The organism is Nocardioides sp. P4_G4 (genome assembly GCF_056401085.1).
The window spans coordinates 1-16060 of sequence record NZ_JBFUKA010000093.1 but is presented as its reverse complement, the minus strand read 5'-3'; the positions used below and the strand labels follow the sequence as shown (position 1 = coordinate 16060).

Here is a 16060-nt window from a genome sequence, read left to right as displayed (position 1 = left end):
AGCCCACCGGCCGGTTCATCTCCTGTCTGCACGGCCGGGACTCGGGACAGTGGTCGGACAGGTCAGGGCAAGGCAGCTCACGCAGCCTGAGGTCATCAACCCGGCCCGGACATCCCGGCGCCCGTCCAGAACTGTCGAAGGAAGTGTTCGAGATGGCCTCGTCACGATTTGTCGAAGAAGAGTCGGGCACCTACACCGGCGGCGCTCCTCGGCATCCGCACAACGGCTACTACGCCGGCGACTTCTCCCAAGCGCCCCTCACCGTCCCCGAGCTGCGACTGGTCCTCCCGTCGCCGCGACAGCCCGCACCCCGCCACTGAGCACCCGAAGGACTCGAAATGACCGCCTCCGCCCCCTCGCAGCCCTACGACGTCATCGTCGTTGGCGCCGGCCAGGCCGGGCTCGCCGTCGGCTACCACCTCGCACGCCAAGGCGCGAACTTCCTGCTGCTCGACGCTGGCTCCGGAGTAGGCGAGTCGTGGCGCACCCGATGGGATTCGCTGCACCTGTTCACTCCTGCCGAGCACGACGCCCTTCCCGGCATGCCGTTCCCCGCGCCGGACGGGACGTACCCGACCAAGGACATGGTCGCGGACTATCTCCGCGCCTACGCCACCCACTTCGCGCTCCCCGTCCGGCTGAACTGCCCGGTCGCCCGCATCGAGCAGGGCACCAACGGGTTCGTCATCCACGCCGACGACGGTCCGCTGACGACACGACAGGTCGTCATCGCCACCGGCCCGTTCCAGGACCCCGTCATCCCCGGCGTCGCTGCAGGACTCTCGATAGACGTGGCGCAACGCCACAGCGCGGAGTACCGCAACCCCGATGACCTGCCAGCCGGGCCAGTCCTCGTCGTCGGGGCCGGGAACTCGGGTCGACAGATCGCCGAGGAGCTCGCCGCGACCCGCGAGGTGACCCTGGCGGTTGGAACGGTGCCTCCGCAGCTCCCGCAGCGGTTTCTTGGCCGTGACCTGTTCTGGTGGTTGACCCGCCTGGGGCTGATGGACAAGACCGTCGAGTCGCGGCTAGCGCGCCGCATGCGGGACCGCAGCGACCTCGTCATCGGCACGCCCCTCAAGCGGCTGCGCAGCGCCGGTGTCCGTATCCGAGAGCGCGTGGTCACAATAGACGGCGATCTGGTCACCTTCCAGGACGGCAGCTCGGTCCGCGCCGCGGTCGTCGTGTGGGCCACAGGGTTCCGCGCCGACTACTCCTGGCTCGACATCCCCGATGCCTTCGACGAGCAAGGGCGTCTCCGACACCGGCGAGGCATCACCGCCGTGCCTGGACTGGCGTTCGTCGGGCTGCCCTGGCAGCACACCCGCGGCTCAGCGCTGCTCGGGTTCGTCCAGTCCGACGCCGCCTGGGTCGCCGACCAGCTCGCGGCCGCACGCCCCCAGCACGTCAAGGACCTCGTGGGCTGAGCCGCCCGCCACCTCCTTCAAGCGCTCGCTCCTGCCGCAGCACACCAGATGGACAGCGACCGGACAGAGCCCACGCACAACCTCGTCTCATCGGACCTCGCCCAGACCCCGCTTAGACCTCACTGAACCTTGGAGCTCGGCATGACCACCACCGCACCCGACATCACCACCGGCACTGGCACCAGCACCGGAACGGGCCTCGACACCGAACCCGAGACTTGCACCCTCGACATCGGCGGCATGACCTGCGCCTCGTGCGTGGGTCGCGTCGAGAAGGCGCTGCTCAAGCTCGACGGCGTCACTGAAGCCCGGGTGAACCTGGCCACCGAGGTCGCCTCCATCACTTACGACCCCGGCGTCATCCAGCTCGACCAGCTCACGGGCGCCGTCGCCAAGGCCGGCTACACAGCCACGCCCCGCCACCAGCGGCCCACGGGTGCCGGCGCAGCGGCCGCGGGCGGCAGCGCCGCCGCCGACCCCGGCGCCTCCAGCGACGACTCAGCCGAGGAGGACGCGCGGGACCGCGAGCTGTCGCGGATGAAGGTCAGGTGGCAGATCGCGCTGGCAACCGGTCTCGGGCTGATGGCGCTCATGTACGTGCCGCTGTACATCGACACGATGGACTGGCTGATGCCCGTCATCTTCGTCGTCGCGACCGCTGTGCAGTGGTGGGCCGGCAAGGACCTGTACGCCTCCGCGTGGACTGCCGCCAAGCACCGCTCGACCAACATGAGCACGCTCGTCGCCATGGGCACCGGAGTGGCCTGGACGTACAGCACGTTCGTGACCTTGTGGCCCGGCGTCGCAGAGAAGTGGGGCTTCCCGCTGCACGTGTACTACGAGACCTCCCTCATCATCGTCGCGCTCGTCCTGGCCGGGAAGTGGATGGAAGGACGGGCCAAGAAGCGCACCGCCGCCGCCGTCACCGCGCTGGTCGGCCTCGCGCCCAAGACCGCCCGAGTCGTTCGCGACGGCGTCGAGGTCGACATCCCGGTCCAAGACGTCGCGGTCGGTGACGTCGTCCGCATCCGCCCCGGCGAGAAGTTCCCCGTCGACGGCGTCGTCGTGTCCGGAACCACCGCTGTCGACGAGTCGATGCTGACCGGTGAGAGCCTCCCGGTCGACAAGACCGCCGGCGACGCCGTCATCGGCGCCACGTTGAACACGACCGGCTCGGTGCACATCGAGGTCACCGCCGTCGGTGACGACACCGCGCTGGCGCAGATCATCCGCCTCGTCGAGGACGCGCAGGGGTCCAAGGTGCCCATGCAGCGTCTGGCCGACAAGGTGTCCTCGATCTTCGTGCCGGCCGTCATCCTCACCGCGTTCGCCACGTTTGTCCTGTGGGCGGTGTTCGGGCCGCCGACGGAGAACCTGACCATGGCCATCACGACCACCATCGCGGTCCTCATCATCGCTTGCCCGTGCGCCCTCGGGCTAGCCACGCCGACTGCGGTCATGGTCGGCACGGGCCGGGCCGCCGAGCTCGGCATCCTCATCTCGAACGGCGAAGCGCTCGAGCAGGCCCGCCGGCTCACCGCAGTCGTGCTCGACAAGACCGGCACCATCACCGAAGGCAAGCCCGCCCTCACGGCCATCACCACCACCGACGGGTTCACCGACGACGACGTCCTCGCCCTCGCCGCCGCCGCCGAGAGCGGCAGTGAGCACCCCATCGCCCAGGCCATCACCAACCACGCCCGCACCGCCGGACTCACCGTCCCGACTCTCGACGCGTTTGAGGCCGTCCCGGGCCACGGCCTCGACGCCCGCGTCGCCGTGCACCGGGTCCGGGTCGGCAACAAGGCGATGATGCAGCTCGCCGGCATCGACGAGGACCCGGCGATGACCGCCACCGCGGACGCCGCGGCCGGCCGGGGCGAGACGCCGATGTACGTCGCCATCGACGAGCACCTCGCCGCCGTCGTCACGGTCGCCGACACCGTGAAGGCCCAGTCAGCCGACGCCATCGCTCAGCTGGAGGCCCTCGGCCTCGAGGTGTGGATGATCACCGGCGACAACGCTGCCACCGCACACGCCGTCGCTGCACAGGTCGGCATCGCCCGCGTCATGGCGGACGTGCTGCCGGCCGACAAGGCAGCCGCCGTTGCCCGACTTCAGGAGCAGGGCCACGTGGTCGCGATGGCCGGCGACGGCATCAACGACGCCGGCGCCCTCGCCCAGGCCGACCTCGGCATCGCCATCGGCACCGGCGCCGACGTCGCCATCGCCGCCTCCGACATCACGCTCCTCGGTGGTGACCTGCGCAGCATCGTTTCCGCCATCGCCCTGTCGCGGCGCACCGTGACGACGATGAAGCAGGGCCTTGGATGGGCCTTCCTCTTCAACTTGCTGCTCATTCCGGTGGCCGCTGGGGCGCTGTACTGGTGGGACGGGCTGCTGCTCGACCCGGTGCTGGCGTCCGCGGCGATGGCGATGAGCTCGGTCAGCGTGCTCTCGAACGCGCTGCGGTTGCGGCGTTTCCGCCGCCCCGAGTCGGTGCAGGAGATCCTGCACCCGCCGGTCCGGCAGCAGGTGAGCCAGTACGCCTACCTGGTCGGCGTCGCGGCTGTGGCGCTGGTCATCGGCGGCGCCCTGACCGCGGTCAGCCGGATGGACTTCGCTGAGCGGGGCATGAACGGCACGCTGGCGTGGATGCAGACCACCGGCATGCCGATGCGTCCGGCCATGTCGAAGATGATGACCGCCGACGTTGCGCCCACCGAGGCAGCGCAGACAGGGCTGAACGTGCAGCTGCACGTCCCGGACTCCACCCGCCCCGGCGTCCCCACGACCGTGACCCTGAGGTTCGTGGACGCCGAGACCGGGGAGGCCGTGACGGACCTGACCCGCAGTCACGAGGCATGGATGCACTTCATCGCCACCCGAGCCGACCTGGGCACGTTCTCGCACGTGCACCCCGAGCCGACCGGGCGCCCTGGCGAGCTGCAGGTCGAGCTGACGTTCCCGACCCCGGGCACCTACGTGGTGAACACCGAGTTCCGTCGGCAAGGCGAGATGGGTGACCTGCACCAGCGCCAGCTCATCACCATCGCCGGCGACGCACCCCAGCCGGTCACCCTGGCCGCCGGCCCGCGCACTGTCGTCGTCGACGGCGTACAGGTCGAGCTGGGCGGAGACGCACTCGTCGGGAAGCCGAGCGACCTGCACTTCTCGTTCGCCGACGCCGCCACCGGCGCCCCGGTCAACGACCTGCAGCCGTACCTGGCAGCAGCCGGTCACATCGTGGTGATGAAGTCCGGAGCGCAGACGTTCGCTCACGAGCACGCCGAGGTCGAGGACGCGAACGGACGCCCAGTGTTCGCACTGCCGGGCCAGACGTTCGGGCCGGAGCTGGAGGTGCACGCCGAATTCGACACCCCGGGCATCTACCGCCTGTGGGGTCAGTTCCGGCTGGCGAGCGGCGACGTCATCACCGTCCCGTTCACCGTCGAGGCGTCCTGACCCACCCGCCGGGCAGCTCGCATCCTGCTGCCGGCCCGCCTCTTCACGAGACGGGCCGGCAGCTCCGCCACGGCGGTCAGGAACGGTGCTGGACTACACCGGACGTTTGCCTCGCGCTCCAGCCTCGGGAGACGATGGAGCCGGCAGACGAGGATGGAGCGGTAGTGGACGACGTGCGGTACCGGCTGCTCGGGTCGATGGAAGTCTTCGTCGACGGCACCGCGGTGAAGCTGCCCGGAACCGCCGAACGAGCCCTGCTGGCCCAGCTCCTCCTGAGCCCCGGCCGCACCATCCCGGCGACCATGCTCGTCGACCGGCTGTGGTCAGAGTCCACGCTCCCAGTCGACCCGATGAACGCCTTGCAGATCCGCGTCTCCAAGCTGCGCCGCGCCCTCAAGGCCGTCGGGGTCGGTGACATCGTCGCCCGCGAAGGAGTTGGATACCGCGCCACCGTCGAGGCGTCGACAGTGGACGCGCTCGACTTCGCTGAACGCGTCCGCGCCGCCCGCTCAGCCACTGCGAATGCCGCCGACAACGGCCGCACCAACCCAGCCCACCTGCAGGCCTACGACGACGCACTCGCCCTGTGGCGCGGCGACCCGCTCAGCGACTTCGCCCTCGAACGGTGGGCCGCCGCTGAAGCCGCCCGCCTGACCGAGCTGCGGCTGGCTGCGATGACCGAACGCGCCCAGGTCGCACTTGCCCTTGGCCGGCACCATGAAGTCGTTGGCGACCTCGAACCGGTCCTCGCCCACGACCCGACGCTGGAGTCGCTGGCCGGGTTGCTGATGCTGGCGCTGTACCGCAGCGGACGCCAGGCCGACGCACTCGACGTCTACACCCGCACGCGAGAGGTCCTCGACGAGTCCCTCGGCCTCGAACCGTCCGTCTCGCTCCGCTCACTGCACGAGCGGGTGCTGCGCCAAGACACCACCCTCGGCGCCCAGCAAGACATCGTCCCGGCCGAGCCGGTCCCTGCTCAGCAGCCGACTCGAGAGCCCGTCCGAGACCCTGCCCCGGTGGCCGAGCCGGCGGTAGAGACAACGCCCGGGGTTGCCCTGTCGACGCACCGGTCACGGACCGACACCGACCGGATCGCTCCGACGAACCTCCCCACCGTGGTCCGGCCGTTGATCGGCCGTGACGCTCAGCTGGACTCCATCGCCGAACTCCTCGGTGGCGTACGGCTGCTGTCCCTCATCGGCCCAGGCGGCGCCGGAAAGACGTCCCTCGCGCTTGCCACCGTCGTTCGCATGGCACCGAACTACCCGGACGGGGCGGTCGGGGTGAGGCTGGCGTCGGTCAACGCCGACGCTCCCGACCAGGTGCCGGTCGCTGTCGCCGACGCGCTCGGCATGCCGATGGACGGCGCCGCCGCCACGAAGGACCTGCGCGAGCGGCTCATCGCGTTCCTGTCCCAACGCCACCTGTTGCTGCTGTTCGACAACTGCGAGCACGTCGTCGACGCAGCCGCGAGCCTCATCGACGACATCCTCAGCCGGTGTCCCGACGTGACCGTCCTGGCCACCAGCCGCGAAGCGCTCGCCGTGCCCGACGAAGTGCAAGTCACCGTAGGTCCGTTGGACACCCCACCTCCCGGCACTGCGCCGGGCCAGGTGCTGGCCTACCCGGCTGCTCAGCTGTTCGCTGAACGCGCCCGCGCCGTGCGGCCCGGGCTGCTGTTCGACGCCGACAACCTCAGCGCCATTGGCGACATCAGCAGGTCCCTGGACGGCATCCCCCTCGCGCTCGAGCTCGCGGCGGCTCGGGTGTCGACGCTGTCGCCGGTCGAGGTGGCGCAACGCCTCGGCAACCGGTTCACCCTGCTGACCTCGGGCGTCCGCACCGCGGAGGAGAGGCAGCAGACGCTGCGCGCCACCGTCGACTGGAGCTACCAGCTTCTGACCGAGACCGAGCGGCGCGTGTTCGACCGGCTCTCAGTCTTCCAGGGCGGGTGGACGCTGATGTCGGCAGAGGCGGTCGTCGGCGACGACGGCGCGCCTCCCGGCGAGGTGCTTGACACCATCGGTCGGCTCGTCGAACGGTCGATGGTCGTCGTCGAGCCCGGCGCGACGAGCCGCTACCGGATGCTCGAGACGTTGCGTCAGTACGCCGCCGAACGGCTCCACGAGTCCGGGCAGACAGTCGAGGTGGCACGCCGTCACGCCGCCTACTTCCAAGGCGTCGTCGAGCACGCAGAGGTCGCATTGCGAGGCCATGAGCAACGGCAGACGCTGCAGTGGCTCCACGACGAGCAACCCAACATCCGCACCGCGCTGGCGTTCCTCAGCGGCCCCAGCGGAGACCACGACGCCGCCCTGACCATGGCCGGCTCGTTAGGCATGTTCTGGCACCTGGGCCGCCACCTCGAGGGGCGCCTCGTTCTGTCGCGGCTGGTGGAGGGACCCGATGGGTCACCGGCAGCACGAGCTCTGGCGCTGCAAGCAGTGTCGATCGTCGAACGTCCCCGCGGCTGCCTCGTTCACCCCAACCCGCGGTGCGCCGAAGCCGCTTCCGAGAGCCTGGAGTTGTTCGAGGAGCTCGGCGACACCTGGCACGCAGCCCTGTCGCGGGTGCTGCTCGCGGTCGAGGGCGTCACCGGTGCGGAACCGGAACGGTCACGCGCACTGCTCGAGGCCGCCGAGGAACAGTTCCGCCTGGACGGTGACCCCTGGGGTCCGGCGGTCATCGGGTTCGTGCGTATGGAGACCGCAGTCAAAACCGGCGAGGTGGAGACTGCCGTCCGGCTGGGACGCACCACGGCCGCCGCGTTTCGACAGCTCGGCGACGCGTGGGGGCTGTCCGCCACCCTCTACCACCTCGGTTGGGGGCTGCGGCTGTTCGGCCGGTTCGCAGACGCAGCACGCGCCCTCGAAGAAGCCATCGACGTCTCACGAGGCGCCGGGTTGTGGAACACAGCGCAATGGGCGCTCGCCGACCTGGCCATCTTGAAGGTGCACCTCGGTGACCACGCGACCGCGAAACAGCTCTTCGACGAGGCGGCGTCCGCCTCCCGGGAGATCGGCGACGGCGCAGGTGAAGTGCTCGCAGGGTACGGCTACGGCCTGCTCGCCCACGTCGCCAACGACTGGGGCACCGCTCGAAAGCACTACCTGGTCGCGGTGGACGCGTTCTTCCACCTCGGCACCCCCGTGTACGAAGGCATTGTGCTAGCCGGCTTGGGACGATGCGATGAAGCCGACGGAGACGCCCGTTCCGCTCGCTCCCGCTACGAGGAGGCGCTAGAGGTGGGTCGCCGTCTCGGTGAGCCGGGTGTGACCGCCTCCGCACTCGAAGGGCTGGCGCGAGTCATTTTAGACGCGGGTGACCGCGCCGCCGCTGCCGCGCACTTCAGTGAAGCGGCCGAGCTGCGGCAACGGTTCAACCGCCCGCCGCCGCCGCACGAGCGCGCCGATCTCGCACACTTCGCGCCGGCGCTTTAGGGCAGCCTACGGGCGGCCGCGTCGACTGCGAGCCCGAACCAGCCGACGCTGCAGAAACTTTCGGCGGGTGGATGTTCAGGCCGATCCGCACTGCGCGGTGGCTGTGGTCCGTCTCCCTCGACAACGATGTTGTGACACGCTTGTTCGGCACGTTGCCAGGGTGGACGAAGGAAGGGTGCAGGGGCACGGCTACATAGGACCTGGGCGGCGTTCCAGCCGAGCGCTATCAGACCGTCCTGCACCTGCCGAAGAAGGCCGACGGTGTTTGGCGCTCACAAACATCCGGATCTGCCGCGATCCGTCCGGCCCAGCGATGCCTCGAACCGCAGCGACTCATCTACGTCCTGTGGCGGCAGCGGCGCTCGGAAGGTCGGGCGCACTTCACTGCCGAGTGGGAGGACAGTGAGTCTCTGGTCTACATCAACCACGGCCCAGGTGCGGCGAAGGATGTGAGGGTCCGTCTGGAATCGCAGGTCCGGTCGGTGGATGATTCCATCGCCTACGTCGGCGCGTTCCAGGTCATGCGCATAACCGGCGTCATCCGGGTGTTGGGAGAGTCGCCAGTACGGAGCCTCGAGCCGTCCTGGAGCGACAACCGGCGGAGGCGCCAGAGCGCGTCCATCCATCTTCCAGAGCCGGCTAACTCGCGGCCGCGGTCTGCTCCATCCGTCCGGGACGGCCTCGAAAAGACGGTGCGCGACCTAGCGCGTGACGAGGCGCAACGGGAGATCGCCGACCAAATGCGTGTGGCCACTCGTGGCCGTCGCCGATTCTGAGACCCCGGGAGACGAATAGTCGCTGGGCGCGCTAGATGCGCACAGCTGGCACCCGACGCCACGACGTCCGGACTGCCGCGATGAGTGGAATCGCCGACGGCACTGCGGGCACGCAAGCCAGCCCAGCGCACCTCCCCGTGGGGCCGCTCTTGTAGGCGTTGGCTGCTTTGAGGTCCCAGCGACGTCGAGGTCGGTTCCGGCCGGGGCGCAGCACCGGCCGGGAAGCAGATCTAGGTCCGCAGCGCCGCCCAGGTGTCGACGCTCGTCCACTCGCCCTTGAACCAGTCAGCGGCGATGTTGCGTCCTTCGTGTCGAAATCCAAGCCGCCGGAACAGCCGGGCGACTGGCTCGTTGCGCGCATCGGTGACAGCGAACACCCGATGGGCGCCCTGCGCGTCGAAGAGCCCGCCGATCACAGCACCCAGCGCCTCGGTGGCGTACCCCGAGCCGTGGGAGGCTGGCGCGATCGTGATCCCGACCTCGTAGCTGTCGGGCTGCTCGGCGAGCGCGTGTACGGCGACGTCACCGACCAGCGTGCCGTCGCGTCGAACGGCGATCTGCAGCCACCGCCCGGACTTGGAATCGATCGAGCTGGGCTGGGAGGCGATGAGGTTGTCCGCGTCTGCCTCCGAGAAGTCCGGGGTCCAGCTCTGCCAGCGTGCCACCTCCGGAATACGGCGATACGCAACAAAGGCGTCGCGGTCCGGGTGTGTGAGCGGTGCGAGCTCCAGTCGCTCGGTGAGAATGGGGAACGTCAGCACGATCGAACCCTGTCTGTAGTTGCGGCTTGTGGCCTGCGAAGGAGACGTGCGTCAGACCGCGCAGCCGACCCGGTGCGGCTAGCGAGGTTGGAGCCCATCAGCGGACGTGGCAAGCGGTGCCGAAGCGCGACCCCGACGAGACCGCCAAGGGCAGACGCCTCGGACACCCGATGAGGTGGCGTGGTTAAACGCCGCCCCGGGGAGCGGACGTCCGGGCGGGGCAGGTGTATGCCGGCGGCGATCCTACGGCGGGCTGAGCGATCGCCTGCTCCCATTCTGAGCTCACCGCACGAGACTAGACGCACAGCGGGCTGAGAGGCCACGCATTTGCTTCGCGGGAGCGCCCCTATCGACCACCTTGCGCCGCCGGTGCCATGCCGCCGCCCGACCGCACACGTCTGACCGCACACATCTGCCGCGATTAGTCCTTGGTCGGCGAGGAGGCGGGGTCTACTTCCCAGCACTTCTTCCACCCTGCGGTGGAACCCGTCTCTCCCTCTTACCTGCCGGGACGGCCGGAACCCCACCCTATGCACTTCCGGCATCCAGTTCTGCCGCTGATAGGCGATGGGCGTCCGCCCGCCGGTCGTGAGAGGGTCGCGCCCTGTTCGTCAAGCGTCCGCCGGTACCGAACCGGCACGCACTGAATCGAGGAGTCTGCGTTGCGTAGTTGGTACGCGGCTGGCGTCTACCTGGTTGTCTGCGCCTTGATGGCAGTGCCGTGGGCAGTACGGCGCCCTCGCGCAGCTGGGAGAGCGTCGAGGCATCAACACCACGTTCGTCCTCGGGGCGTCGTTCATGCAACTTGATGTCGCCCATGCCTCCATCGGCTTGGCCTTTGGGCTCGCTTCCTTGACGGCGCTCGGCTGGGTCCGACGAGGAAGGTGACCTTGGCGTGCAGTCCCATTGCGGAACATTCGGATCCGGATCTGATGGGGCACGGTCATGCCGATGAGCGAGTGTGCCGAAGATGCGGACTGCAGGACTAGGGTCGAAGATGCAAGCAGACGACAACCGGCCGGGCGAAGCGAACGTCACGAAGGACTACAGCAGCCTTCCGCCAAACGTGCAGCTTGACCAGACGATCGCCAGTGTCGATGCGGAGCCGGTGCCGGACCCCCAAGGCTCCAGCGCATCCCGACCTTCGACTGGTGATGCCCCTCAGAACGGCGCTGAGCGCGAACGTAGGGCTTCATTAGGGCTACACGGGCCAATCGGAAAACCCCCGGCCCACTGTTCTCGCAGGTCAGAGGCGGTTCCGTGCTTGGTGGGCGATACTGGGTTCGAACCAGATCGCATGACACAACACTCCCGGGCCAAATCGGGCAGAAATCGCCTCTGAGCTGGGCTTTCCGACGTCTGTGATGTGATCACTACTGATCACGTGAGTGCTCTACTACGCTCTGATAGGACACGCATAGGACACAACCTCGGTTGGGAACATGTCGAGAGCACGTATGAAGCGGTCGTTCGGCCAGATAGTCAAGCTGCCCAGCGGGCGCTACCGAGCACGCTACAGCGATCCCTACGGTCGCCTGTCCGAGGACGGCAAGCAGATCCGCCACCCCGCTCCATACACGTTCCAAGCGAAGGTGGATGCGGAGGCCTGGCTTGTCGACGAACGTCGACTGATCTCAAGCGGCGCCTGGACTCCCCCGGCCGACCGGGTGGCCGCCAAGCGAGCCAGGTCGCAGACCCTCGGCGAGTATGCGCCAGCCTGGCTGGCCGACCGAAAGGTCAAGGGTCGACCGCTTGCCGACCGCACCCGTGACCACTATCAGGACCTGCTCGACCGCTTCATTCTGCCGTGGTTCGGGGAAGTTGAACTCAAGGCCATCACCCCGGAGGCCGTCGCCCAGTGGTACGACACCGCCGCCCCCGACCGGCCGACGTACCAGGCACATGCCYACTCGCTGCTACGAGCGATCATGCGCACCGCCGCCGATCCGACCAAGAACAGCGGCCGACCGCTCATCCCGTTCAACCCGTGCGGCATCTCTGGCGGCGGATCGTCGGGGAACAAGCGCCGCATCCGCCCCGCCACCGCACAAGAAGTGGCCGCGATGGTTGCCGCCCTGCCGGAACGCCACCAGTTGATGGTGCTCCTGGCAGACGCGTGCGCCCTCCGTTTCGGCGAGCTGGCCGAGCTGCGCCGCTTCGACGTCGACACCAGGAACGCAATCATCCACGTACGCCGAGGCGTCGTCCGCTCCAAATCCGCCGGCGTGGTCGCCAAGGCACCCAAGAGCGACGCCGGCGTCCGCGACGTGCCCATCCCGCCCGACATCCTCGACGCCGTCGAGGAACACAAGCAGACCCACGCCGCCCCGGGGCAGGAGGGACTCATGTTTCCCGGCCGAAACGGCGGCCACCTCTCCCCCAGCGCCTTCTACGGCAAGGTCTCCAAGAGGCGCCGCGGGAAGCCTGATACCACTGGCTGGGGCTGGTACGAGGCTCGCCGAATCGCTGGCCGTGAAGACCTACGCTTCCACGACCTCCGCCACGGCGCCCTCACCGAAGCCGCCCGCCACGGCGCCACGCTCGCTGAACTGATGGCCCTCGGTGGGCACTCAACCAACCAGGCGGCCATGCGTTATCAGCAGGCCGCTTCAGATCGCCTCGCCGAGCTCGCCCGCAAGCGTGCCGAGGCACGGGGGTGGCGCGTGCAGACAACTGAATCGTGACGTCCCCGCAGGACCTGAGCCCTCATCCTTGGGTCGGCCGATACCGGATCTCTCCCCTACCCGCCCGTTCGTCGACTGGCGGAAGAGCTAAACCGCCAGAATGGCAGTGACGACGTCGAGGCGCACGTGCGGGCGGCGGGTCCCGGCAAGGCGGTCCAATGATCGTTACATCTGACCCTGTGATACCCAACGATGGACAATGCGGTCGGTCAGTGCATGTCAGGTCGGAAGCACCACCACAGAACCCGGGAATGCGTCGCCGGGCCGGAGATAGAGGGATCGGTTGGAACTCACTCGCTCAGTCGTAGAGGTCGCGTCGTGGCGATTGGCCAGCGCTCTCGTGCGTCGGCAGCCGCACTTAACTCTGTACGAGAAGCACCCAGCCGGGGGCACGTACGATGTGCTCTGTCTCAGGTCGGATGCAGGCGCAGAGATCATGCTCAACCGAGCCGGCACGATCCAGATCCACGGACGGGAAGACGGCCAGCCCACCCGTAAGGAACCGATCGAATGGTCGGAGTATCTGTGCGCTCACAGTGGAATGGCGTTCACAGAGAGGATCGAGTCTGAAGCCGCGCTTCCTGAAGCGATGCTTCGGCCGATGACTCGCGAGGCAATGGTCTACAAGGTGATCGCCGCCTTGGCCAGCCTGGGCATGCTCGGAGAACCCTTCGAGATCACTCAGGGCTTCTTCGACTCAAGCGGTCAGAGCGACTCCAGCGACGCGTACTGGTGGGAGGAGATCAAGACCCTAGCTCCGGATCTGACGACACCTTTGCCAACGGATTACCAAGGTCGGGCCGGATGTCGTTTCTGGCGGGTCGAACGCTCCGACTTCCAACTCACTTTCGAAACCTCCACCGGCGCAGTGTGGCCTGAACTCGAAGGCGACGTCGACGACATCGCCGACGACGTCGCCGAACTCGGCAAGTATCACTACGACCTCGTGGACTGGGCCTCCATCCAGGGCTGGGTGTACGACGGAGACGCCCCAACCAGCGGTGACTGGTCCCGCGCGCCCATCCCCTGGCCTTCGGCGTGGACGTCCAGCCCGGGCCAAGATCCAGACCACGAGTTCGACCCAATGCTGCGGCTCATGCGAGCCAGTCTCGAGCTGGGACAGCGATGAGCCCACCCATCGAAAGCGCGAAGCCAACGACGACAGGGAGCGACACCGCATGAGTACTTTGAAAGAACTGCTTGACCGAATCTCTAACGACCAGATCGACGTGCACGCGGCAGTGCCCGAGTTCCAGACCCTGATTCGGACAACCGATCCCGACCGTCCTGCTGGCGAACTGACCTTCGAGCAGAGGGAGCAGCGCGCCTGGGACGACGATTACGGCGACGACATGGAAACGTTCACTCAGGTCACTGCGGCGTGGATCGCGGGCGATCTGACAGACGAGCAGTACGGGGTCCTGCGCGACGCCGCCACACAGAAAGTCGGTGCAGTCGATCCGGGCCCGGACTTCAACTGGGACTTCTCCGACATCGATGACCCTGACGCCTGAGTGACAACGCCGTGCGGCATGCAGGTGGAAGCCTTTACGAGGGCCCGCGCTGCATCCGCCGGACAGAGCGCAGAACGTGGCGGCACCTCCCGAGCTGCGAGACTGCCCTACGGTCGATAGCTCGGCGACGTCTCCCGTCGCCGGGTCGAGCCCGACCACGACCGCCATTCCCGCGATCCAGTCCCTGCGACCGAATCCGGGCACCAGGCGGTCGAGGAAGCCGGCCGCGCGAATGTTGATCTCCTGTCGCGAGGACGCCAGCTTGCCGTTGGCTCCAACCCAAGCCAGTCGAGTCTCGTCGGGAAGAAAGACTGCTTCGGCGCCAACGTCGTCCACCAGACGGCACCACGTCTCGTACGAGGCTTCCGCCTCTCGGAGGCAGACGGGTCCGTCGGCCGGGACGACAAGCACGCTCACTGTCACACTGGACTTCGCTTCGCCTTCGTCTGCCGTCACGAGAGGCTCCCCGGAGAGGGTTTGAAACCGGTGAGGCGAGAGGCCTCGTTAACGGCGTTTCGACATCGCGTTCTCGCGGCCCCACCGGACACTTCTTCAGGTAGGCCTCCCTGTAGACCTCCGAAGAGAGTCACCGCCCGGCAAAGGCCTCGATGGCCAGACTGGCGAGGCGGGGACCCACATGAGCTCGAGACGTGGATCCAAGACGCTCCATCAGCTGGCGATCCAGACGCCGTCCCCATCCCACCAACAGGCTTTCCGCCTTTGATCCCGCTGTACGGCAACCGATACCTTCCGTCGGGAAGACACCTTGAGCATTCTTGGGTTCTATCCGCCCATGAAGGCGACGTCATTTACTACGGCGACAGCATCGATGCCTGGATCCGCCTGGAGTTCGAAGGCACCGCCTGGTCGCCTGCCCGCCCAGCACCCCCAGATCGGATCCCGTACTGATCCGATCTCRCTGAACGATCTGACTGATCCAGCGCGGCCGYCCGAGCCCGATGGAACGCCAGACCGGGCAGAGCGAGTCGCGTCGAATCCTCCCTCCACGAACTCGCCCGAATTCGCCGTGCACCTCGGCCGCTCGGGATAGCGTCCTGGCAGCCGTTGCGCTGAAAGGCGACCCTGTACATGAACCGAGTACGCCAAACGTCCCTCTGGGCTAAGGATCAGCTATTCGTCGATGCCGCAATGCTTGGCGATGGGTCTGTGAGCTTCGAAGGCCAGGATCTCCGCCATGGCGAGTATGAGTACTTCTTCACCGTCAAGTCCGAGAACGTCGCCGCGCTGGTCATGGCGTTGGGCGGACCCGACGGTGCTGACGTGCTGCATCTCCTCGAGGCCAACGCGGCTGAACTTCTCCGGGTCGGCGAGATGACGTGGCTCAAGGAGCACTCGATCCCGTACGACTTCTTCTCGCCGTGATCAACTAGTCATCTGGGGCACCCACCGGCTCAAGCACGTCCACGAGACCCCCAACGATCCGATTCGTTGAGGTGGTCCCGCACGGCCCTGACCTATGTCTGCAACTCTGGGGCGAGTTCTGCAGCCGTGGGCCACGACGCGTGGGTGCATGTTCGCCGTGATTCGATATTCCGTGTTGTCTCGGCACATGCTCCGGTCTCGGCGCCGACCCCTCCGGGCAGATAGCACCTCGGTAACCGAAACGCCCCTTCCCGTCGGTGGCCGGGCCTACAGTGCGCGCGTGAACTTCGACTGGACGTACGACGAGGTTGTCCTCGCCACCGACCTCGTGGCCGCCAACAACTTCCACGGCCTGCGGGCGCATCAGCAGCCGGTGGTTGACCTGTCGCAGTTATTGCGTTCTGCACCGATCCACCCTTTGGGCGTACGGGAACCCAACTTCCGCAGCACGTCGAGTGTGCAACGAAAGACTTTCGACATTGCCACGCAGCACCCGAACTACCAGGGCGTGGCCACCAAAGGTGGTCGCTTCGATCGCCAGGTGCTATTGGAGTTCATTACGGAACCCAGCCGGATGAGCGCCTTAGCCGACGCGATCCGCTCCACG

The 16060-nt window shown here is 67.6% G+C and carries 10 protein-coding genes; 9 read left to right on the top strand and 1 reads right to left on the bottom strand.

The window, feature by feature from the left end:
• Nucleotides 1-152 precede the first annotated feature (152 nt).
• The 4 genes from AC1DQF_RS18300 to AC1DQF_RS18285 all read left to right on the top strand — a co-directional run bounded on the left by AC1DQF_RS18300 (nucleotide 153) and on the right by AC1DQF_RS18285 (nucleotide 8335).
• Nucleotides 153-320 (top strand): hypothetical protein, encoded by a 168-nt coding sequence (locus tag AC1DQF_RS18300; protein WP_477526660.1) that lies wholly within the window; start codon nucleotides 153-155, stop codon nucleotides 318-320.
• A gap of 18 nt (nucleotides 321-338) precedes the next feature.
• Nucleotides 339-1427: a flavin-containing monooxygenase gene (locus AC1DQF_RS18295; RefSeq protein WP_477526659.1), complete on the top strand. Its 1089-nt coding sequence runs from the start codon at nucleotides 339-341 to the stop codon at nucleotides 1425-1427.
• 141 nt (nucleotides 1428-1568) lie between these two features.
• A complete protein-coding gene (locus AC1DQF_RS18290; protein WP_477526658.1) occupies nucleotides 1569-4892 on the top strand; it encodes a heavy metal translocating P-type ATPase in 3324 nt (1107 codons plus the stop codon).
• Nucleotides 4893-5056: 164 nt separating this feature from the next.
• On the top strand, nucleotides 5057-8335 hold the full coding sequence (locus tag AC1DQF_RS18285) for an AfsR/SARP family transcriptional regulator (protein ID WP_477526657.1): 3279 nt from the start codon (nucleotides 5057-5059) through the stop codon (nucleotides 8333-8335).
• A gap of 1006 nt (nucleotides 8336-9341) precedes the next feature.
• Here the strand turns inward: AC1DQF_RS18285 and AC1DQF_RS18280 are convergent.
• Nucleotides 9342-9872 carry a GNAT family N-acetyltransferase gene (locus tag AC1DQF_RS18280; protein WP_477526656.1) on the bottom strand — a complete coding sequence of 177 codons (531 nt, stop codon included), beginning with the start codon at nucleotides 9870-9872 and terminating at the stop codon, nucleotides 9342-9344.
• 1457 nt (nucleotides 9873-11329) lie between these two features.
• Here AC1DQF_RS18280 and AC1DQF_RS18275 point away from each other — a divergent pair.
• The 5 genes from AC1DQF_RS18275 to AC1DQF_RS18255 all read left to right on the top strand — a co-directional run.
• Nucleotides 11330-12556 (top strand): tyrosine-type recombinase/integrase, encoded by a 1227-nt coding sequence (locus AC1DQF_RS18275; protein ID WP_477526655.1) that lies wholly within the window; start codon nucleotides 11330-11332, stop codon nucleotides 12554-12556.
• Nucleotides 12557-12839: 283 nt separating this feature from the next.
• Nucleotides 12840-13685 carry a TY-Chap2 family putative peptide chaperone gene (locus tag AC1DQF_RS18270; protein WP_477526654.1) on the top strand — a complete coding sequence of 282 codons (846 nt, stop codon included), beginning with the start codon at nucleotides 12840-12842 and terminating at the stop codon, nucleotides 13683-13685.
• Between the two features lie 49 nt (nucleotides 13686-13734).
• A complete protein-coding gene (locus AC1DQF_RS18265) occupies nucleotides 13735-14070 on the top strand; it encodes a hypothetical protein (protein ID WP_477526653.1) in 336 nt (111 codons plus the stop codon).
• Nucleotides 14071-15237: 1167 nt separating this feature from the next.
• Complete coding sequence (locus AC1DQF_RS18260; RefSeq protein ID WP_477526652.1) at nucleotides 15238-15453, top strand: hypothetical protein; 216 nt, start codon at nucleotides 15238-15240, stop codon at nucleotides 15451-15453.
• Nucleotides 15454-15733: 280 nt separating this feature from the next.
• The coding region (locus tag AC1DQF_RS18255) for a hypothetical protein (RefSeq protein WP_477526651.1) at nucleotides 15734-16060 on the top strand (327 nt) is incomplete at its 3' end.

Excerpts from the sequence above, each read along its gene's own strand:
- AC1DQF_RS18300 (WP_477526660.1), top strand. The coding sequence starts at position 153 with ATGGCCTCGTCACGATTTGTCGAAGAAGAGTCGGGCACCTACACCGGC.
- AC1DQF_RS18295 (WP_477526659.1), top strand. The coding sequence starts at position 339 with ATGACCGCCTCCGCCCCCTCGCAGCCCTACGACGTCATCGTCGTTGGC.
- AC1DQF_RS18290 (WP_477526658.1), top strand. The coding sequence starts at position 1,569 with ATGACCACCACCGCACCCGACATCACCACCGGCACTGGCACCAGCACC.
- AC1DQF_RS18265 (WP_477526653.1), top strand. The coding sequence starts at position 13,735 with ATGAGTACTTTGAAAGAACTGCTTGACCGAATCTCTAACGACCAGATC.